Source organism: Turicibacter faecis, assembly GCF_037076425.1.
GTDB lineage: Bacteria > Bacillota_I > Bacilli_A > MOL361 > Turicibacteraceae > Turicibacter > Turicibacter faecis.
This window is the reverse complement of record NZ_AP028127.1, coordinates 2,366,867-2,388,201: the sequence shown is the minus strand read 5'-3', so window position 1 is coordinate 2,388,201 and position 21,335 is coordinate 2,366,867. Positions and strand designations below refer to the sequence as shown.

Annotated in this window: 19 protein-coding genes, 1 riboswitch and 1 other annotated feature (1 of these 21 cut by a window edge); of the genes, 17 read left to right on the top strand and 2 right to left on the bottom strand. The window is 36.1% G+C overall.

From position 1 onward, the window contains the following. Positions 1 to 112 (top strand) — a binding site (T-box leader) (it extends 119 nt beyond the left edge of the window). Between the two features lie 64 nt (positions 113 to 176). The 6 genes from serS (at position 177) to AACH31_RS11575 (ending at position 4,945) form a co-directional block, all read left to right on the top strand. After that, on the top strand, positions 177 to 1,451 hold the full coding sequence (gene serS, locus AACH31_RS11600; RefSeq protein WP_161831450.1) for a serine--tRNA ligase: 1,275 nt from the start codon (positions 177 to 179) through the stop codon (positions 1,449 to 1,451). A gap of 127 nt (positions 1,452 to 1,578) precedes the next feature. Then, positions 1,579 to 2,367 (top strand): MBL fold metallo-hydrolase, encoded by a 789-nt coding sequence (locus AACH31_RS11595; RefSeq protein ID WP_161831452.1) that lies wholly within the window; start codon positions 1,579 to 1,581, stop codon positions 2,365 to 2,367. Positions 2,368 to 2,380: 13 nt separating this feature from the next. After that, entirely contained in the window at positions 2,381 to 2,554 is a 174-nt protein-coding gene (locus AACH31_RS11590; protein WP_161831454.1) for a CxxH/CxxC protein, read from the top strand. Positions 2,555 to 2,607: 53 nt separating this feature from the next. Beyond that, positions 2,608 to 3,087, top strand: coding sequence for a 23S rRNA (pseudouridine(1915)-N(3))-methyltransferase RlmH (gene rlmH, locus AACH31_RS11585; RefSeq protein ID WP_338506492.1), 480 nt, complete (start codon positions 2,608 to 2,610; stop codon positions 3,085 to 3,087). Positions 3,088 to 3,141: 54 nt separating this feature from the next. Then, on the top strand, positions 3,142 to 4,002 hold the full coding sequence (locus AACH31_RS11580; protein ID WP_320100822.1) for a MurR/RpiR family transcriptional regulator: 861 nt from the start codon (positions 3,142 to 3,144) through the stop codon (positions 4,000 to 4,002). 130 nt (positions 4,003 to 4,132) lie between these two features. Further along, positions 4,133 to 4,945: an HAD family hydrolase gene (locus AACH31_RS11575; RefSeq protein ID WP_338506496.1), complete on the top strand. Its 813-nt coding sequence runs from the start codon at positions 4,133 to 4,135 to the stop codon at positions 4,943 to 4,945. 160 nt (positions 4,946 to 5,105) lie between these two features. Here AACH31_RS11575 and AACH31_RS11570 read toward each other — a convergent pair whose 3' ends face one another. Then, positions 5,106 to 6,635 carry a leucine-rich repeat domain-containing protein gene (locus AACH31_RS11570; RefSeq protein WP_338618114.1) on the bottom strand — a complete coding sequence of 510 codons (1,530 nt, stop codon included), beginning with the start codon at positions 6,633 to 6,635 and terminating at the stop codon, positions 5,106 to 5,108. A 1,261-nt stretch (positions 6,636 to 7,896) separates the two neighbouring features. Here AACH31_RS11570 and AACH31_RS11565 point away from each other — a divergent pair. The 11 genes from AACH31_RS11565 to AACH31_RS11515 all read left to right on the top strand — a co-directional run bounded on the left by AACH31_RS11565 (position 7,897) and on the right by AACH31_RS11515 (position 19,158). Continuing rightward, a complete protein-coding gene (locus tag AACH31_RS11565; protein ID WP_338617696.1) occupies positions 7,897 to 8,274 on the top strand; it encodes a metallophosphoesterase family protein in 378 nt (125 codons plus the stop codon). Between the two features lie 160 nt (positions 8,275 to 8,434). Then, positions 8,435 to 8,782 (top strand): zinc ribbon domain-containing protein YjdM, encoded by a 348-nt coding sequence (locus tag AACH31_RS11560; protein ID WP_161831466.1) that lies wholly within the window; start codon positions 8,435 to 8,437, stop codon positions 8,780 to 8,782. 170 nt (positions 8,783 to 8,952) lie between these two features. Further along, positions 8,953 to 10,323, top strand: coding sequence for an RsmF rRNA methyltransferase first C-terminal domain-containing protein (locus tag AACH31_RS11555; protein WP_338617694.1), 1,371 nt, complete (start codon positions 8,953 to 8,955; stop codon positions 10,321 to 10,323). A gap of 773 nt (positions 10,324 to 11,096) precedes the next feature. Further along, positions 11,097 to 11,198: riboswitch (purine riboswitch) on the top strand. 91 nt (positions 11,199 to 11,289) lie between these two features. Continuing rightward, on the top strand, positions 11,290 to 12,627 hold the full coding sequence (locus AACH31_RS11550; protein ID WP_338617692.1) for a nucleobase:cation symporter-2 family protein: 1,338 nt from the start codon (positions 11,290 to 11,292) through the stop codon (positions 12,625 to 12,627). Further along, positions 12,628 to 13,203 carry a xanthine phosphoribosyltransferase gene (locus tag AACH31_RS11545; protein WP_338617690.1) on the top strand — a complete coding sequence of 192 codons (576 nt, stop codon included), beginning with the start codon at positions 12,628 to 12,630 and terminating at the stop codon, positions 13,201 to 13,203. A 186-nt stretch (positions 13,204 to 13,389) separates the two neighbouring features. After that, complete coding sequence (locus AACH31_RS11540; RefSeq protein WP_262950762.1) at positions 13,390 to 14,319, top strand: carbohydrate ABC transporter permease; 930 nt, start codon at positions 13,390 to 13,392, stop codon at positions 14,317 to 14,319. Then, positions 14,319 to 15,143: a carbohydrate ABC transporter permease gene (locus AACH31_RS11535; protein ID WP_338617687.1), complete on the top strand. Its 825-nt coding sequence runs from the start codon at positions 14,319 to 14,321 to the stop codon at positions 15,141 to 15,143. The genes AACH31_RS11540 and AACH31_RS11535 overlap by 1 nt, the downstream gene beginning before the upstream one ends. Positions 15,144 to 15,159: 16 nt before the next feature. Continuing rightward, a complete protein-coding gene (locus AACH31_RS11530; RefSeq protein WP_262950764.1) occupies positions 15,160 to 16,464 on the top strand; it encodes an ABC transporter substrate-binding protein in 1,305 nt (434 codons plus the stop codon). Between the two features lie 15 nt (positions 16,465 to 16,479). After that, positions 16,480 to 17,277 carry an HAD family hydrolase gene (locus AACH31_RS11525; RefSeq protein WP_338617684.1) on the top strand — a complete coding sequence of 266 codons (798 nt, stop codon included), beginning with the start codon at positions 16,480 to 16,482 and terminating at the stop codon, positions 17,275 to 17,277. A 1-nt stretch (position 17,278) separates the two neighbouring features. Next, positions 17,279 to 18,019 carry a glycerophosphodiester phosphodiesterase gene (locus AACH31_RS11520; protein WP_262950766.1) on the top strand — a complete coding sequence of 247 codons (741 nt, stop codon included), beginning with the start codon at positions 17,279 to 17,281 and terminating at the stop codon, positions 18,017 to 18,019. A gap of 11 nt (positions 18,020 to 18,030) precedes the next feature. Beyond that, positions 18,031 to 19,158, top strand: a complete 1,128-nt coding sequence (locus AACH31_RS11515) for an ABC transporter ATP-binding protein (RefSeq protein ID WP_262950767.1) — start codon at positions 18,031 to 18,033, stop codon at positions 19,156 to 19,158. 464 nt (positions 19,159 to 19,622) lie between these two features. Here AACH31_RS11515 and AACH31_RS11510 read toward each other — a convergent pair whose 3' ends face one another. Beyond that, entirely contained in the window at positions 19,623 to 20,642 is a 1,020-nt protein-coding gene (locus tag AACH31_RS11510) for a YdcF family protein (protein WP_262950768.1), read from the bottom strand. Between the last annotated feature and the right edge of the window lie 693 nt (positions 20,643 to 21,335).

The following is a 21,335-nucleotide window of genomic DNA, read 5'->3' as shown; positions in this document are numbered from 1 at the left end:
TATTCATTCACGGTTTAACCGTTATCTTTACAAGTGGTTTTATCAAATGATTTGTTATGAATCTGTTGATAAGCAACTAGGGTGGCAACGCGGGTTAAGTCTCGTCCCTAAGTCAGGGGACGGGACTTTTTTGCGTTTGAACTAACTAATCAAATGAGCTTATAGGAGGAATATCGATGTTAGATTTAAAACGAGTAAGAGAAGATTTACAAGGCACGATTGAGCGTTTAGGGACACGCGGTGGTGATTTCAGTTATTTAAATAAAATCACTGAATTAGACGAGCAACGTAAAAATATTATTTTAGAGGTTGAACAATTAAAATCAAATCGTAATGAGGTATCAAAATTAATTGGTCAATATAAACGTGAAAAAAAGGATGCGTCTGAATTACTTGCACAAATGAATGGTGTTGGTGAAAAAGTTAAAGAATTAGATGAAAAATTACGTCAAATTGATGAAGAAATTAAAAATTTATTATTAATTACCCCAAATGTTCCATGTGGAACAATTGCTATTGGGAAAGATGAAAATGATAACGTAGAAATTCGTAAATATGGAGAGCCAACTCATTTTGATTTCGAACCAAAAGCTCACTGGGATTTAGTTACTGAGTTAGATATTATTGATTTTGAACGTGCTGGGAAAATCACGGGAAGTCGTTTTGCGGTTTATAAAGGATTAGGAGCGCGTTTAGAGCGTGCCTTAATTAGTTTTATGTTAGATTTACATACGGGAGATCATGGATATACGGAAATTTTACCTCCGGTTATTGTGAACCGTGCGAGTATGACAGGGACGGGACAATTACCTAAATTTGAAGAAGATGCGTTTAAGCTAGTAGATTCAGATTATTTCCTTATCCCAACAGCAGAGGTTCCGGTTACAAATTTACACCGCGATGAGATTCTAAATGGTGAACAGTTACCGATTAAATATACAGCTTATAGTCCATGTTTCCGTGCTGAGGCTGGATCAGCGGGACGAGATACACGAGGAATTATTCGTCAGCATCAATTTAATAAGGTAGAATTAGTGAAGTTTGTTAAGCCAGAAGATTCATATCAAGAGTTAGAAAGTTTAACGGCTAATGCTGAGAAAGTATTACAATTATTAGGGTTACCTTATCGAGTAATTGAGTTATGTACAGGAGATATTGGATTCTCGGCAGCAAAAACATATGATATTGAGGTTTGGTTGCCATCTTATCATGCGTATAAAGAGATTTCTTCTTGTTCAAATTTTGAAGATTTCCAAGCACGTCGCGCTAACATCAAGTTCCGTCGCGATGCGAAGGCTAAACCTGAATTTGTTCATACATTAAATGGTTCAGGTTTAGCAATTGGTCGTACGGTTGCCGCTATTATTGAAAATTATCAGCAAGCAGATGGAAGCATCGTAATTCCGGAAGCTTTACGTCCATATATGCGTAATCTTGAGGTAATTAAATAGAGATTAAAGGAGGAGCGAAAGCTCCTTTTTTTGAGGAAAAGAATGTTTTTAGCGTAGGACTAGATTAAACGGAATAAAAATGTTAAAATGAATCATTAAGAAAAATGTGTTGAAATCGGGTGATAGAATGAAAATCTGTGTGTTGTCAAGCGGCAGTGTAGGAAACGCGACAATTATAGAAACCGACCAAACGGCAATTTTAATAGATAATGGTTTATCTTTAAAAAAGTTACAGGAATTAATTAAACAAAGTGGTTTTGATGAAAATAAAATAGAGCATATTTTGATTACTCATGAACATAGTGATCATATTAAAGGTGTTGGTGTTTGTACACGAAAATGGAAGTTAAACGTATGTGCAACACAGAAGACAATTGAGGAAATGTATCGAAAAAAAATTATTAAACCTGATGTAGAACAAACGATGGCCGTCGAAAAAGATCAGTGGATACAGCTAGGCGATTTATCTGTGATGCCCTTCCGAATTTCTCATGATGCGGTTGATCCTGTTGGATATATGATTCAACAGGAAGATAAGAGACTGGTTTATGTGACTGATACAGGATATATTACAGGAGATATTTTAAAAACCCTCGGTAATGCGGATGTTTATATTATGGAGACGAATCATAATGTGGAGATGCTTCAGATGTGTAATCGTCCATGGGCTTTAAAGCAACGTATTTTAGATGACTGCGGCCATTTATCAAATGAAGATTCGGCTTATGCGATGAGTCAGTTAATCGGGGATAAAACAAAACATATTTATTTAGCCCATTTGAGTCAAGAGGCGAATTTACCTGATTTGGCTATGATGACGGTCCGACATGTGTTACGAGAAGAAAATATTAATTTGGATTGTTTAAATTTGTATATGACATATCCGATGCAACCATCTAAGGTTATTCAATTATAATAGGAGGGGTTTTATGTATAGTTGTTTAGAACATATTGAAGAGGCAATGGATCGATATTTAGATGAGTATGGAAAGCTGCCTATTTTGGTGGAAGTGGAGCTTAGTCATAGTTGTGATTATTGCAAGCAGGAGGCTGTGTATAAAATTATAGAGGGTATGATGATTGAAGACGAAGAGGATTTCTAGGAGAGAGAACTTGCTTTTAAATAGTATTAGGAGCAAATTGGAGGCGTTATGTTATGAATATTACGATTATTTCTGTTGGTAAGATTAAGGAGAAATATATTAAGTTAGGAATTGATGAGTTTTCAAAGCGATTATCAAGATATTGTAAATTAACAATGGTTGAGGTTCCAGATGAGAAAACGCCAGATCAGGCTTCTATGCGGGAGATGGAATTGATTAAGGAGAAGGAAGGAAAACTAATTTTAAATAAGGTAAAAGATAATATGTATGTTATCGCTATGGATTTACAGGGGGAAATGAAAACATCAGAGCAATTTGCAACACAGTTAAGCCAGTTAGCCTTAAGAGGGGAGAGTAATGTAGCCTTTATTATCGGTGGATCTTTGGGCCTATCTGACGAGGTGAAGAAGCGAGCAAATTATAAGTTATGCTTTTCAAAGATGACCTTTCCCCATCAACTCTTTAAATTGATTTTATTAGAGCAGGTGTATCGAGCATATCGTATTAATCATAATGAACCGTATCATAAGTAATCATTAATGGAGTTATGTAACTCCTTTTTTTAATTTTTAGGAGAAGGTGATGGAATGACTTTTGAGAATATGGTTAAGTGTTGCGATAGGTTGACGCCGACCGAGTACAAATTGGCACAATTTATTATAAAGAATAAAAGGTTAATTCAAAAATTATCTATTCAGGAACTGGCTAATCAGACTTTTATTTCAAAATCGGGGATTCACCGTTTTTGTAAAAAGTTAGGTTTTGATGGATATAATGGACTAAAGTTAAAGTTGATTCAAGATTTATCACTGGGTACAAAGGATAAATCTATTGATGCGAATTTTCCGTTTTTAGAAACAGATAATCATGCTATGGTTGCTAAACGTTTGTTAGATTTGTACGAGGCTACTGTGAGGGACACGTTCCATTCTATTGATGTGGACATGCTAGAGAGGTGTGTTAATTTATTGCATGTGGCGGATGTTATTGATATTTATACCTATGCTCACAATTTAAATATTGCGGAGAATTTTCAAGATAAAATGAGGACAATTGGACGCGTTGTCAATTGTCCAAAATCTTTTTATGAACAACGATATACAGCAGCAGCATCTAATAGTAAGCATGTGGCTATGTTACTTTCTTATTCGGGGAGAGCTGTCTTTTTACCGGATATTATAGAGATGTTGAGTAGAAATAAAGTCGAAATGATTTTAGTAGGTCGGATAGGAAATACAACTTCAAATGGTGCGATTAAGAACCGATTATATTTAAGTGATCGAGAAGATTTTAAGAATCGTATTTCTCATTTTTCTTCACACATTGCGATGCAATATATGTTAGACGTCTTATTTAGTTCTATTTTTAAAAAAGATTATAGGAAAAATATTAATTATATTGATGAGATTCTTTCGATTGTAGATGACCGGCATCTTGAGGAAGAATAAAACGTGTCAAATGATTTCAGATTGATGTGAAATTAAGGGGAAGTTTAGGAACAATGTATCAGTCTTTATCTCTTTGATTGACGAAAATAAGAGGGGCAAGATATAGTAGTGGTGAAGGAGGAGTGAATTGATGAAGGCTATATTTTTCGATATTGATGGGACGTTGATTGATACATTGAATGGAGTGACGCAGATTTCGTCGCGGGTTAAACGTGCTATTCGTCAGTTACAGGATGAAGGAAATTTTGTTTTTATTGCGACTGGAAGGCCATATTCTTTTTTAGATGAGGAGATAAGAAACTTTGGTTTTGATGGATATGTATTAGTTAATGGTGCGCAGGTTATTGTTAGGGATCAGGTTGTTTATAATCAAGCGATGGATAAACGGTTTGTGAAGATGTTTGCTGACATATTGGATGATAAGGGAATCCAATATGTATTAGTTGGTGAAAGAAACAGTTATTTGGATAAAAAGAGTCAGGAGTTTTATGAGTTTTATGAGAGTATTCATATTCCAAGAAGCTACTTTGAGAGTGAGTATCGTTTAGAAGACTTAGAGATTTATAAATTCGAAATATTTGGGAAGACGAGTGAAGTGATAGAGGAATGCAAGGAATGGTTAAAAAACTATGAAGAGTATGGCTTTTTTCACAGTATTCACCCTAGTCATTTAGAGGTCTATTATAAAGAGAATCATAAGGCAACTGGAATTTTAAAAGCGCTGGAGTATTTGAATCTTCCGATTGAGGAGAGCTATGCTTTTGGTGATGGGGAAAATGATATTGAGATGCTTGCTACAGTCGGATGTGGCATTGCGATGGGGAATGCTGCAGAGAATGTAAAGAGGCATGCTAAGCAGGTAACAGATAGCGTAAGTCAGGATGGGGTAGCAAGAGGGATTGGAAAGTATATTTTATGTCAGAAAAATGATGAATATTTATGACGGAGAGGTAAAGGGGGCTACTCATGTCGGAATAATTTTTAGTTTATTCTATTCAATACGTTGGAGTCCTGTTTTATAGGGGGAATCACGTTTAGATGGTATACAAAAAGGGATGAGTCGTGCCATTAGGCCAACTCATCCCTTTTAAGAATGAAGAGGATTATTCTTCATTAACTTTAATGATTGCGATGGATGTGTAGATAAAATGCACATCTATTTTAGATGTATTAACGAGAGATAGAGAAGTGATATCCGTGGTTTTTAAGACAATAGTACCACTTAGTTCGACTAGTTGTCTTTCATCTGCGGTAACGATCGCTTTTGATCCCAGACATCTTTTATAGTTAGTCATTAATTCTACACTAATAGGAAGGTTATCACAGTTATGACAGTGATAGGCTGATGTATGATAGGTGATAAGGTAGATAGAATGGGGATCAAGTTCAATAGTTGTGTGTAATTTACTAGAATGCAGATTATTATTGTCCCCAAAATCGATATTCAAAATCGGATAGACGGGAATAAAATCATTAGGACGGATAGAGAGTTCTGAATGAGGTTTTGAAATATATTGTCTATTATCACCTGAAAACTCAGCCCCACGAGGACCTTGAGGCCCGGTAGCTCCGGTTAATCCACGAGGACCAGTTTGTCCAGTGGCTCCTTGAGGTCCAGTAGAACCGGTTAATCCACGGGGACCAGTTTGTCCAGTATCCCCTTGAGGTCCGGTAGCTCCGGTTAATCCACGAGGACCGGTTTGTCCAGTAGCCCCGGTTTGTCCAGTAGCTCCGGTTAATCCACGGGGACCAGTTTGCCCAGTGGCCCCTTGAGGTCCTGCTGGACCAGTGGCTCCACTTAGAATTAAATAAGGTTGATAAACAATCCCAGAGAAACTACTGGGGTTAGCATAATCAACGTTGAATATAAAACTTAGTGTTCCCTTTCCATTAAGGTTCGTCCATTCGATCGAGTTTGTTGCAGAATTGTATTGACCATTATCGCTGATTTCAGATGGTCGAATTGTTTCGCTTAAGCGATTGATAAGAGGGTTACTCACCGAAAGGTTATGTGTATAGGAAACTTGGGTTGGTAGTGTTATTTGTTGGTCATATAAGACAGGGTCACTTAAGTTTTTCAAATTTGCTAGGGGGGAAATATCAGTAATTTGATTAATCGGAAGCTCTAATTGTTCCAGATTTTGAAGGTCTGCTAGAGCATAGATATCGGATATTTCATTTCCACCTGCTTGGAGTTCTTTTAAGTTTGATAAATCTTGTAAACTAGAGATATCACGTATTTTGTTATAAGACATGGATAAACTTTCAAGCTGAAGTAGGTCTTTTAACGGTGTAATATTGTTGATACGATTTTGGCTAATATCTAAGTTTTTTAAATTTGTTAGATTTTCGATTGCTCTGATGGTACCAATGTTATTAGCCATCAGTTTTAAGGTTTCAAGAGAGACTAACGGTCTAAGAGGCGTTATGTCACTGATATTATTTCGATCGAGGGATAAATAGGTTAGTTTTGTTAAACCCTCTAAATCTGAAATCGTAATAAGTTGATTATTTTCTAGTTCCAAATGAGTTAGGTTTTTTAAGTATTTTAATGGAGATAATTCTAGTGATGATATTTGATTATTAGATAGGATAAGTGTTTGTAGTTTAACTAGTGGTTCTAATTCTGTGATTGAAGAAGTTAGATTTCCTTGTAGTTCGAGCGTTTCTAAGTTTGTGAGATGACCTAATCCTGTAAGATCAGAGATATTTCTATTTTTTGCGTCTAAGGTAGTTAACTGTTAGAGTTCTTCTTCCGTTAAATCGGTCGTTGTTGGTACTCCTAAGGCTTCACAGATAGCAGCTTTTAACTGGGGATCAGGGATATTAACAATCCCTGAGTTAGGGGTTGGCATAGTATCACATCCAGTATTAGAATAATTGAAACATATCTGTTTCTATATAATATATGATTGTTATCCACAGAAAGTCTGTACAATTATATGAAGAAGGGCAAAAACATTGGATATACATATATAGGGGATAAATCGGTTAAGTGGGTTAATTCTTTGATGGGATTTAGATTGGAGATATTTGTATCTATTAATTGTAGCTGATGTAAGTGAATGAGGTTTTCTAAAATGCTAAAATCATTGAGAGAACTTTGATTTAGAAAAAGTTTTTGTAGATTAGTCAGATTTTTAAGGATAGAATGATTAGAGCTATGATGAGCATAAATGAATAATAATTCCAACGGTAGTTGCTAATTTTATTTGAATATAAAGTTAATAAAGTTAAAATTATTCAGTCATGGAGCGAGTGAATATTCGAGATGAAATTTTCATATAATAATAGTTGATTTAAATTAAGTAGATTTTTCAAGAGAGCAATACTCATCATAGTATTTGTTTCTAACGATAAACGAGTTAAGTTTATTAAATTTTAAAATGGAGATAAGTCAGACATTTTGGAATCACTTCATTTAATATAGTTTAGGTTTCTATAAGATTACTAATGTTAACGGAAGAAGCTTTGAGAAGAAATTTTTTTCTTAGTTAAAGTACTTATTACTGAAATTTCAAGGGAGTTATCGAATGCCTCTTCTAGTTTAGATTCAGGAGTGTTCATAATCATTGGTCTAGAGATTGGCATCATATTACCTAAAATATTAGAATAATTGAAACAGTGATGTTAGGGTAGTAATATTTGTTTTGACGGAGTCTAGACTCTATCAGAGTATAGAGGATAAAAATTTTTTAATCATTGGAAGTATAATTAAAGGGAGCTAGTTATTATAAATAATGGAAGAGGAAGGCAGCCTCTAGTTCTTAATCATTTGAACGGTGCCCTTTTCATTGCTGGATGATCCGAGTGTTACATGTGGCATTTTTTTTCATATCAGTAAGATAAATTTAAATGTTCCACGTGGAACGTAAGAATGAGAGGATGATATTTTTGAAAATTGGTATTATTTCTGATACACATAATGTTTTAAGAGAAGAGGTGATTAATAGGTTAAATCAGATCACTAAGACATTTGTCGTGCGAGGCAATAACGATTTATTGGATCTTCCAGATTATTTAGAAATAGAAATGAATCAGTGTTTGATTTATGTTGTGCATGATAAAAGGAATATTCCTGATAAGTTAGCTGGAATAGATGTGGTGATCTATGGGCATTCTCATCGGTATGAGCAGGAGGAAAGAGAGGGAGTATTATTTTTAAATCCGGGAAGTTGTGGAAGACGACGATTTTCTTTACCTTTAACGATGGCATTTTTGTGGGTAGAAGATAACGAAATAAGGATTGAAAGAATTAATTTGGATGATTAGGTGCAAATTATATCTATACAGTGATGAAGTTGTTTAAACATGGGGTTGATTAGAAAAGAAATGATTCAGATAAGGGTTGTTTAATAGGACAACTTTGAAAAAATAGGTATTTTATGATATGATATTGAGTTATGAGATTTGCTTGAATGGAGGAATTTAGATGTCAGCTTTACCAAATTGCCCAAAATGTAATTCAGAATATACTTACGAAGATGGAAGTATGTTAGTTTGTCCAATGTGTGCTTACGAGTGGAATCCAGCGGCAGATGCTGAAGCAGCAGAAGCGAATGTAATTCGTGATGCGAATGGAAATGTATTAGCAGATGGAGATACAGTAACAGTTATTAAAGATTTAAAAGTTAAAGGAAGTTCTTCAGCGATTAAGCAAGGAACTAAAGTTAAGGGAATTCGTTTAGTTCATGATTCAACAAATGGACACGATATCGATTGTAAAATTGATGGATTTGGAGCGATGAGCTTAAAATCAGAATTCGTTAAAAAAATCTAGTTAAAAGGCGTTCAAATAGAACGCCTTTTTTTATGTTATAAGAGGGAGTTTCTTTATGGAGAATCAACGCTCTAATTTCCAGTATTTTCAATGCACTGATTCTTTAATGGGGAGACGTTTTGTACTATAATCGATAGATAGTTAGGAACATTAGGAAAGGGTGAGCGATGATGTCATTACCAAAGGACTTTTTAGATAAGATGCAAGAGTTACTTCAAGATGAGTATGATTTATTTATAAAAAGTTATGAGCAGGAGAAATCACTAGGGTTACGACTTAATTTATTGAAAACCGATAAGGATCATTTTATAAAGATAAATCATATGCATTTAACACCTATTCCATGGGTTTTAGAAGGCTTTTTTTATCAGCAAGCTGATCGTCCAGGAAAGCATCCGTATCATGAAGCGGGAGTTTATTATATTCAGGAACCGAGTGCGATGTCGGTTGGAACGTTTGTAGGGGCTTTACCTGGGGAGCGTGTGTTGGATTTATGTGCGGCGCCAGGTGGAAAAAGTACGCATCTTGCTTCTCAGTTACAGAATGATGGATTGTTAGTTACCAATGAAATTTATCCACAACGCGCTAAAATTCTTTCGCAAAATATTGAGCGTATGGGGGTTAAAAATGCAGTTGTGTTAAATGAGAGTCCTCAAACGTTAGCGAAGCATTTTCCTTCTTTTTTTGATCGAATCGTCGTAGACGCGCCATGTTCGGGTGAGGGGATGTTTAGAAAGGATGAGGTAGCGCAAGAGGAGTGGAGCCTTGATAATGTATTGAATTGTGCAAGCCGTCAGGCGGATATTTTAGAAGAGGCGGCAACGATGTTACGACCAGGTGGGCGTATGGTTTATTCAACGTGTACATTTGCACCAGAGGAGAATGAGCAGGCGATTGCTTCATTCATTGAACGACATCCAGAGTTTAAAATTGAATCTGTGGATAGTTATGAAGGATTTAGCGAAGGGCGAGTGGAATGGTCAGGGTATGAGATGGAGGAGATTAAGCGAACGTATCGTTTATGGCCACATCGAGTTCATGGGGAAGGGCATTATGTGGCTGTCTTAAAGAAGATGGAAGATCCTGAGGTTCGTGAACCGAAACGTCAGTTTGTTAAACCGTTAAAGGATAAGAAGAAGCTAGCGCCCTATTTAGAGTTTGCGAAGGAGACGTTTATCAATGTTCCTTCAGGGGATTATGTTTTATTTGGCGATCAGTTGTATATTGTTCCCTCAGGTATGCTATCTTTTGATGGATTAAAGGTGGTACGTGCGGGATGGCATTTGGGAACGATGAAGAAGAATCGTTTTGAACCGTCTCATGCCTTAGCGCTTTCATTAAATCAAGCAGATGTTAAACATTCCATCTCGCTTGCGGCAGATAGTGAAGAAATCGCGACGTATCTACGAGGAGGAACCCTTCCTTTTGAAGGTGAGAAAGGTTGGTATTTAATCTGCGTCGATGGGTATTCGCTTGGATGGGCGAAACTTGCGAATCATATGTTGAAGAATCATTATCCTAAAGGGTTACGATGGAATTAAAAAGTGGACGAGACGTCCACTTTTTTTAGAGTTTAATCCATTCATGAAGAGGTATCGTGATGTTTAGGAAACCATCTTTATTGATTAAGTTAGAAAAGGTGGTCAGAAGATGAAGAGGAAATCCAAACTGCAACATTTTTTGTCTAATTTGCCACAAGTCTTAGGAAATTTTATTAAAATATGATATATTCATGGGGATTAGGTATAAGTGGTAAATGAATGTCGCCGCTGATTTTATAGTTGAAGTGATTAAGATAAAAATAATCATTTCTCATGAAAAGGGAGGATAATAAATGGGAAAATATTTAAAGCTGTGGATACTTCTGTTTTTGACTTCAGTCGTTACTTTATTTTTTAGTATCTCTTGGATAACAAGAATCGAATTCGTTAATATATTTAATGAATTTGAAATTTTATTAATGTTAGTGGGATTTTCAGCGACGATCGCTTCTATCTTTAGTTGTACAACATTTATTTACGATCAACTTTCTAAATTAAAGTCATAAATGGACCTTTTAGGAGAGCGTAAGAACACTCGTAACTTTAGTCGTGGGAGGTTCAATCCAGCTAACATTGTTAGGTGTTACCGTTAAAGGAAGAAGACATTTTTTTACGTAAGACTAAATCTACCATTAATAATTGAAAGGACTGCTAACGCGGTCTTTTTTTATCCACAGTTTTATGAAAGGGGGTAAAAAATGAAAATAGGAGAAGTAATTTACAAATTTTCCAGGAAGAGGTTGTGTTTTTTGCACAGACATACTATAATACCTTTATTAAATGAAATAAAGACTCGTATATACCTGGTGATATGGACTGGGCGTTTCTACCTGCAAACCGTAAAAGTGCGGACTACGAGGCGTTGTTGATGACTAGAGATGGGGACATCTCTTGTTTAGCAGCACCTCGGCCAACGTGGGTGCTGCTTTTTTATTTGGAGATAAAAGTAAAAAGGAGTGGAGTTGTATGGAAGAGATGAAGCGTCAGACAAATTTAATTTATGGGGTAGAGGATAATCCTGCTTTTTTAAAGAAATTGCTATTTGGATTGCAACACGTATTTGCAGCATTTTCAGGGATTGTCGTGGTACCACTTGTTATTGCAGGGGCTTTAGGGTTTGATAGTCAGATGACAACGACCTTAATTAGTGCGTCTATTTTGGCAGCTGGTGTTGCAACAATTATTCAAGCTCGCGGAATCGGGCCTGTTGGATCGCGAGTAGCTTGTATTATGGGAACGGATTTTACGTTTGTTTCACCTGCGATTTCAGTAGGTTCAACGCTTGGAATGGCGGGAATTGTTGGGGCAACGATCCTGGGTTCATTGTTCGAGGTTGTGTTAAGTTTCTTTATTAAGCCATTAATGAAGTTATTTCCACCGCTTGTTACAGGAACGGTCGTTTGCTTGATTGGATTAACCCTTTTACCAGTATCGATCGATTGGGCTGCAGGGGGAAGTGGTGCAAGTGATTATGGAAGTTTATTAAATATTTCAATTGCCATGATTGTTCTGTGTGTGACCTTACTCTTAAATCGCTATGGAAAAGGAATCATTAGTAGCGCGGCAATTTTAATTGGGATGGCTGTGGGGTATGTGATTTGTATTCCGTTAGGATTGGTTGATTTTACGGCGGTGACGGAGGCGAGTTGGTTTGCGATTCCGAATATTTTGGAGTATGGGATTACGTTTGATGCGAAAGCCGTGCTTGCCTTTATTCCGGCTTATTTTGTGACGACAATTGAGACGGTTGGATGTTTAAAAGCAATTGGTGAAACATCAGATGTCGAGATGACGGATAAGAAAATGAGTTCAGGGATTTTAGCTGATGCAGTGGGGAGTATTTGTGGAGGACTTGTTGGTTCTTTCTCAAATACATCATTTAGTCAAAATGTAGGATTAATTTCGTTAACAAAAGTTGCGAGTAAGCATGTGGCCTTAATGGCGGGAATTTTATTAGTCTGCCTAGGATTATTTCCTAAGTTAGCGGGACTTATCAATGGTATTCCACAACCTGTTCTTGGTGGAGTAGGATTAGTGATGTTTGGTATGGTAGCTGCTGCGGGGATTAAGACATTGAGTCGTGTAGAGTTAACCGATCGTAATCTGTTAATTATCGCCGCTTCTTTAGCATTAGGTCTTGGAGTGACATTTAGACCGGAAGTTATTTCAGGATTACCAGAGGCTTTGCAGATGATTTTTGCGTCAGGAATTTCAACGGGAACGATTGTGGCGCTTGTGTTAAATTTAGTTTTAAAAGATATGAAACCCAAAAAAGTGCAGATTAAGAAAGTTGAGGTTGCTTAGATGAAGAGTTTGAAAGATAGAATTTTAAAGGATGGAATGGCATTAAATGAAACAGTATTAAAGGTTGATTCTTTCTTAAATCATGGGGTGGATGCCCAGTTAATGTATGAGGTTGGGACAGAATTTAAAAATTATTTTATGGACCATGGGGTAACGAAAATTTTTACAATTGAAAGTTCAGGTATTGCTCCAACTGTCATGACGGCGATCCAAATGGATTTACCGATGGTGACATTAAAGAAGCAGGCCTCTAAAGTATTAAAGGATGATGTGTACCAAACAACAGTTCATTCTTTTACAAAGGCAACGGATTATGAATTGACACTGTCAAAGAAATATATTTCTAACGAAGATAAAGTTTTAATTATTGATGATTTTTTAGCAAATGGAGAAGCGGCACTTGGAGCCATCCGTTTGGTTGAGGAAGCGGGGGCACAAGTAGCGGGGATTGGAATTGTGATTGAAAAGTCATTCCAACCTGGACGCCAATTGTTAATGGATAAAGGATATGAGGTTTATTCCCTCGCTCGTATTAATAAATTAGGAAAAGGGATAATTGAGTTTGTAGAAGAATAATAGGAAAGCCAAACGATGATGAGGATCGTTTGGCTTTTTTTCTTTCATACAGGAGCGACGTTTAATTAATAATGTTATCAAATAATTAATGTAAATTAACAATAATTAACAATTTATTCATGAACAGTTAAAATACGGGTGATATAGTTAATAATGTAATATTTATTTTAATTAGGAGGGGCTTGTATGGAAAAACGGGCAATGTATTCAATGGGAATAATGCCTATGGAAGAGGACAACGTGAAAAAAAAGAAAAGATTGGGATTAGGGAAACTAGAGCCTGTTTTTTATTTAATACCTGCATTTTCGGTATTTGCGGTTTTTGTGTTTTATCCATTTATTAAAACAATTATTCTAAGTTTATCCCGAACGAATTTACGTGGGGAAATCCAGGCATTTGTAGGTTTAGATAACTTTAATGAATTATTTACTAGTCCGGATTTTTACCGCTCAATGGTGGTGACATTTCAATTTGTATTGTTAGTTTCCATTCCATCAGTAGTCATCGGTTTAATTTTAGCCTTATTAGCAAACAACAAATTAAAAGGAAATCGGGTATATGAGTTAATGTTTTCGGTACCTATGGCCATTGCTTCTGCACCCGCAGCCGCTATTTGGACCATGATTTTTCATCCAACGAATGGAGTTTTAAATTTTATTTTGGGAAAGGAAATTGGTTGGTTAACGGATCCTAACTATGCACTGTTTTCTATTTCTATTGTAACGATTTGGTTAAATTTAGGGATTAATTTTATTTTTTTAACTACAGGTCTTCGTAATATTCCAAGTGAGTTATTAGAAAGTTCGGCAATTGATGGGGCACGCTTCTTTCACAAATTGAAGCATATTATTATTCCAATGATATCTCCCCAACTGTTTTTAGTTATTTTTATGAATCTGATTAATAGTTTTCAAGCTTTTGGGCAAATAAAGTTGTTAACGCAAGGTGGACCCGGAGATTCAACCAATGTTCTTGTCCATTCTATTTATCGTGAAGCCTTCTTTAATGGACGGTTTGAAACGGCTTGTACACAGGCGCTTGTTTTATTTGTCATGATGTTGATTGTGACACTTGTCCAGTTTAAGTTTGAGAAGAAGGGGGTTCATTACCAATAATGAAAATGTATAAGAGAAATCGTATCATCCTAACCGGATTAAATATTATTTGTGGTTTATTGATTATTTCTCCCTTGCTGTATGCACTCTCGTTAAGTTTTATGTCCCAAGGGGAAATGGCTCAATATCCAATTAAATTATTTCCAAGTCATTTAAATGTAGAGAATTATAAAGAGGCTTTAAATCCGGTGCCGTTACTTCGATTTTTGATAAATAGTTTAGTGGTTTCTATTTTGGTAACTATTGGCCAAGTCATTACTTCGAGTCTAGCAGCCTATGCCTTTGCTTTTTATGAATTTAAATATAAGAGGTTATTGTTTTTATTGGTTTTGTCGACGATGATGATTCCAGCGGAAACAACTATTATTTCTAACTTTCTAACTGTTAGTTCATTAGGGTGGACGGATCACTTATATGTATTAATTATTCCATTTCTAACGTCTGCTATGGGAATTTTTTTAATTCGTCAATTCTATTTAACAATTCCAAAGGAATTACTGGAGGCGGCTAAGATTGATGGTTGTAATCATTTTAAATTTTTAATCAATATATTGATTCCAATTTCTAAACCGGCGATTGCTTCATTATCTATTTATACGTTTATCGGAACTTGGAATCAATATCTATGGCCATTACTAACTATAAATAATGGGAATAATCGAACAGTTCAGATTGGAATTAGCATGCTTCAATTTGCAGAAGGGAGTAATTATGGAGTGGTATTGGCAGGTGCAATTTTAGTGTTAATCCCATCTATATTAGTGTTTATGATTGGACAAAAGTCACTGGTCGCTGGAATGACGGCAGGATCAGTGAAGGGATAAAAAAGGAGGAATAAAAATGAAGAAAAAGGTATTAGCAGTAGCAGGTATTTTAGGAATAACCCTATTAACCGGGTGCAGTGGGGGCAACCAGGCATCAGGGACAGAGATTACCTTCTGGCATTCGATGGGGGGAAAAGGCGGAGAGGCTATTAATAAGTTAGTCAAAGAGTTTAATGATTCACAGGATGATATCCAGGTGGTTGCAGAGTTTCAGGGGGAATATGATGATGCCATTAATAAATTAAAAAGTTCAGCGCTTAGTCATTCAGGCCCTGATATCATGCAGGTTTATGAAATCGGGACAAAATGGATGATGGATAGTGGATATGCGATTCCGATGCAAGCGTTAATTGATGAAGATGGATATGATATCTCTCATTTAGAGGAAAATATTATAGACTATTACACCGTTGATGGTGAGCTATATTCAATGCCATTCAATACATCAACTCCGATTCTTTATTATAATAAAACGGCCTTTGAGGAGGTAGGTCTCAATCCAGAAATAGCTCCTACCGATTTTAATCAAATTATTGAATTCTCAAACAAGTTATCGGAAGACGGTCGTTATGGATATGCGATGCAAATCTATGGATGGTTCTTCGAACAGTTTTTATTGAAACAGGGATTAGATTATGCGAACGAAGGAAATGGACGAGACGGCAATGCAACAGAGGTTGTATTTGATGAGAATGGTGGGGCCGCGACGATTATTGACGGGTGGAAGAAGTTAATTGACTCGGGGGCAGCTATTAGTTTTGGTCGTGATGGGGATGCAATAAAGGATGCTTTTGCATCAGGTAAAGTAGCAATGATGATTGCCTCAACGGCTTCCCTGACTGATATTAAAAGTAAAATTGATGACTCCTTTGAATTAGGGACGGCCTATTTTCCTTCAGTAAATAGCCAAGATACGGGTGGTGTTTCAATTGGTGGAGCTTCTTTATGGGTGATGGATAATGGTGATGATGAAAAATCCAAGGCTGCTTTTGAGTTTATTAAATTCATGGTTTCACCGGAGAGCCAAGCGAAATGGGCACAAGCAACGGGATATTTTTCAGTAACAAAAGATGCTTATGAGATCCCAAGTATGGTTGAGCATTTGAATAATAATAAAGAATTTCAAACAGCGATTAACCAATTACGTGAAGCTAACAATCAATCAGGAGCATTACTCGGGGTTTTAACTGAAGCACGTGCAACTATTGAGGAAAACATTGAAAAAGTTTTAAATAATGAATTAACAACGAAAAAGGCGATAGAAAATATAGCTAAAACAATTAATACGGCATTGGATAAATACAATAAGGCCAATCGATAATTACCGGAGGAAAAGATGAATAAGATGATATTTTTTGATGTCGATAATACCCTTGTTTGTCGACGTGAGAACAAGATGTGTGAGGGAACATTAAATGCAATTGAGAAGCTTAGTCGGGATAATAAGATCGACTTAGCAATTGCAACAGGTAGATCATTGGCAATGGTCAAACAGGAGAATTTTCATCAGATGTTCGAAACCATTATTTCAGCTAACGGATCACTGATTACAAGGCGAGATGAGGTCATTTATAAAAAACCGATAGATTGTGGGGTAGGTAGACAATTAATACGTTATTTTGAGGAGACTCAAACGCCGTATTGTATTCATTTATTAACGGAAAGTAAGGGGAAGTTAGAATACGATTGGGTGCGGCATTTTTCACAAAAATATAATATGACAATAAGCCTGTTAGAAGACGATGTATTAAATCGGTTAGACGAATATGAAATTTTTCAAATCAACGCCCATATTAAACAGGAGGATATTGAGAAATTTAAAAAGAATTACCCCCTCTTGAACTTCGTAAAACTTATCGATGTGGAGGAAGGCTATGATATTTTCAATAAATGTTGCACTAAAGGGAGTGCTATAAAGTTTTTGAAGGAAAGAAATACAATGAAGAATATGATGTATTATGCATTTGGAGATGGATTTAATGATTTGGAGATATTTGATGAAGTAGATTACTCGATTGCCATGGGGAATAGTTGTGATCCATTGAAAGCACGTGCAACGTATATTACGGATTCGGTCCATCTGAATGGAATTTATAAGGCATTGAGGAAATTGAATTTGATTAAGGGGGAATAGGATGATTAATTTTGCTCACCGCGGGGCTAGCGGGGATTATCCGGAGAATACATTAATCGCGTTTAAGGAAGGAATTAGATGTGGAGGGACTGGACTTGAATTTGACGTGCATCAGACAAAAGATGGTGAATTGGTCGTTATTCATGACGAGGATGTTGAACGAACGATGCAGGGTAAAGGCTTAATTAAAGACCTAACATTAGATGAAATTAGGGCATTCAAATGTAGAAAAGCACGCTTTGTTGACCATGAGGAGTGTTATGTTCCTAAACTTGAGGAAGTGTTAGAGTTGGTGAAGGAACAAGAAATCACGATAAATATTGAGTTAAAGACAGACGTGATTTCTTACTTTGGAATGGAAGAGGAGGTCATTGAATTAATTCAACGTTACGGGGTTAAACATAAAGTATTACTTTCGAGTTTTAATCCTCAATCTTTAAAAAAATGTAAAGAAATAGATGCAACAATAAAGACGGGATTCTTATATCATCAACCGATGGAGCAAATCATTGAGTATGCAAAAACGTTGCGGGTTGATGCGATTCATCCCCATTTAAAATTGGTAACGAAGGATTTAATTGAAAAGGCCCACCAAAATCAATTAGATGTAAATGTATATACGGTTAACTCGCCAATTCATATGAGAGAGTTAATTAGGGCGGAAGTTGATGGTATTTTTACGGACTATCCAAGTTTATTGAATGAAATAATTGAAGAGAATAAATTGAAATCATTGGTTTAGGAGAGGTTAGGATGGCAACATTAGCACTAAAAAATATTTATAAAATATACGAAGATGAGGTAACAGCGGTTAGTAATTTTAATTTAGAGATTAAGGATAAGGAGTTTATTGTTTTTGTTGGTCCATCTGGATGTGGGAAGTCAACAACGTTAAGAATGATTGCGGGATTAGAGGAAATTTCTAAAGGGGATTTATTTATTGGGGATCAATTGGTGACTGATGTTGAACCGAAGGATAGAGATATTGCGATGGTATTTCAAAATTATGCTTTATATCCTCATATGTCCATTTATGATAATATGGCATTTGCCTTAAAATTGAGAAAGTTTCCAAAGAAGGAGATTGATGAAAAGATCAGAGAGGTAGCTAAAATTTTAGATATTGAGGCACTTTTAGATCGTAAGCCAAAGGCTTTATCAGGGGGACAAAGGCAGCGGGTCGCATTAGGGCGTGCTATCGTTCGTCAACCTAAGGTTTTTTTGATGGATGAACCGTTATCGAATTTAGATGCTAAACTACGTGTCCAAATGAGAGCAGAGATTACAAAGTTACATAAAAGACTAGGAACAACATTTATTTATGTGACCCATGATCAGACTGAGGCGATGACGATGGGAACGCGGATTGTTGTCATGAATAAGGGAATTCTTCAACAGGTAGACACACCTCAAAATATTTATAATTATCCTAAAAATAAATTTGTTGCAAGTTTTATAGGAAGTCCACAAATGAATTTTTTTAATGGAATTGTCATCAAGAATCAAAATACTGTTGCAATGTTAGGCGGCAACGAAAAGATAACCTTATTACCAGAACAGGCGAAATATTTAATGAATAGTGGATATTTTGGAAGGGAAGTTATTTTAGGCGTCCGACCAGAGAACATTAGTTTAGTGCCTAAGACGACAAGGGATACTAAACTTACAGGTGTTATCGACATGGTTGAATTAATGGGGGCAGAAAGTTATATTTACGTGAAAATAGCAGAAGAAATGCTGGTGGTACGTATTAACGGAACAACAACTAAGACGGGTGGAGAAATCATTGATATTTATTTAAATCCAGATCAAATCCATCTCTTTGATAGGGAAACAGAAGAGCGAATGATTATAACTAAACATAGTGAGCAGACGATGTAAAAAATAAAGGATTTAATTTTTGTTCCACGTGGAACATGAATTAAATCCTTTTTATGATTGGGGATGTTAATATCAGTTGAAATTTACTCCTCTTATTTTCAATTAAGGATATGGTTAGCTGTTTTAATGGAAGATGGTTGACATGTTGTCCACAAAGTCAAAGGATGATAGGGAATGATTCCACGGATAAAAAAGGCGTCACGATGAAGTAGACAGCCTTTTTTAGCGAGACAACGATGAGGATTATCAACAAAATTGGTGTTTGGTAGGTAATAATTATAGGGATTAAAAGAGGCACCGTGATAAGGTAGGTGGCCTTTTTTAGCGAGACAATGATGAGGATTATTAACCAAGTTGGTGTTTGGTAGGTAGTAATTATAGGGATTAAAAGGAGCACCGTGATAAGGTAGGGTGCTTTTTTTATGGGGGAAAGGGTGAGAGGTTGGAAAAGGAATAGGATGTTGTTAGATAAAAAGGGTTAGTAGGAGTCCGAAGATTAGAAAGAGGAGTGTAATGGTAAGATGACGTTTTTTGTTCATAATGAGGAGTGCCATGTATTCTCGAATCATAGCATTGGGTAAAAAATAGGCTGCTGTTTTAGAGCCAATTCCCGCTGTTTTTAGTCCAATGGCTTTGGCATACAGGCTAGCACGGAAGGTATGATAATTGTTGGTTACGAAGGTGGTCTGGTAGCCGTTAGGATGGTTTTTTTCCATGAGTTGTTTAGAGAATTGCATGTTTTGGTAGGTATTTTTGGAGTTTGTTTCGACGAGTGTGTGTTCAAGGGGAATATTGTGATTCAGGGCGTATTGTTGCATGGCAATCGCTTCGGGGATCTCTTCGTTTGGGCCTTGTCCTCCAGAAAAGAGGAGCATAGGAGGCGTTGAACTTCTTTTTTGGTGCTGATAGATTTGGATAGCTTTATCGATACGACTAGCGAGTAGTGGGGGCACTTTATTGTTGATTAAACCACTGCCTAATACAATAATGTAATCATAATGGTAAGTAGGTTTTCTGATTGAAAAGAGGAATGAAATACTCAGGAAGCTTAGGAGATTGCAGAGATAGTAGAAGGCAACGAGGCCGAACCCGCTGAGAAAAATAAGAAGTTTTCGGGGAATCGGATAGATTAGGCAGATAAAAATGCATCCTAGTAAGGTGATGAGACCAAGGGCTAGAAATAGCGTGAGGAGGTTCGCAAAGGTTTTACGCTCCCGTTTCATGACTATTTTAGCGTTAATCAGGAGGGCGATAATTAGGATATAGATGCCGAAGAATAGAAAAAATAGAAGGTTAAGAAGCAGTAATCCGAGGAGGAAGATAATAAAGAGATTAGGAATCTGTATTGCCAGATAGACAACGTTTAAAGCATTTATTAAAAAAAGGATATTAAAGAGAAAACCATTTAATAGTCTTCGTGGTTCGAGTTTATAGCTTAAAAGGAAAACAAAAAGGGCCGTCAAATTGATATAAAATAGGGTCATAAAATCACCTCACAAATTTTTATTGAGAACCGAAACAATACACCGAAGTTCGCAAATGGCTAGGAGCCATTATGAAAATGAATGGTGAAGGGGAGGGAAAGAGGAAGAGGTCTTTTACCTTTTTATCGTCTACTGTTATACGGGATTACTTCATTCATGACCTCCATTTTTAGGTGTGAAAGATCTAGGATTCTTTATTGAAGCATTTTTCAGTTTCTCTATAAACAAATTATGTAGGAAAAGAGAAAAAATGAGAAGATAGGGACATTTCTAGAAGAGAGAAGATAAAAAAAGAAGTGGGAATCGTTAAATTAAGTCTGCTATTGAAAGATCATCAGGTTATCCTCAGTTTAGAAAAAATGAAATTGGGGATTCCTTTAATTGAAAGGTCATTCGTGCCTCATCTTTTTATTCGCAAGAAAGAAGGACTTAACGATTCTCTTCTTGGTAGACGATAGAGGTTAATCTGGGGATAATTATCCCCAGATTTTATTTTTATAAAAAATACTTGATGTATCGATTGTCGTATTTTTTATAATGGATACAATCAACGGATAAAAAAGCTTTGTTTTTTTGAATTTAATAGATTGTGAGTCGGTTTAATAAGATTAAAAGTTGATGGAGATTTCTCTTCTTCAGGATGGAATCTTTTTTCCTGTGTATAAATCATCTATTAAAATTGGAATAGAGGAT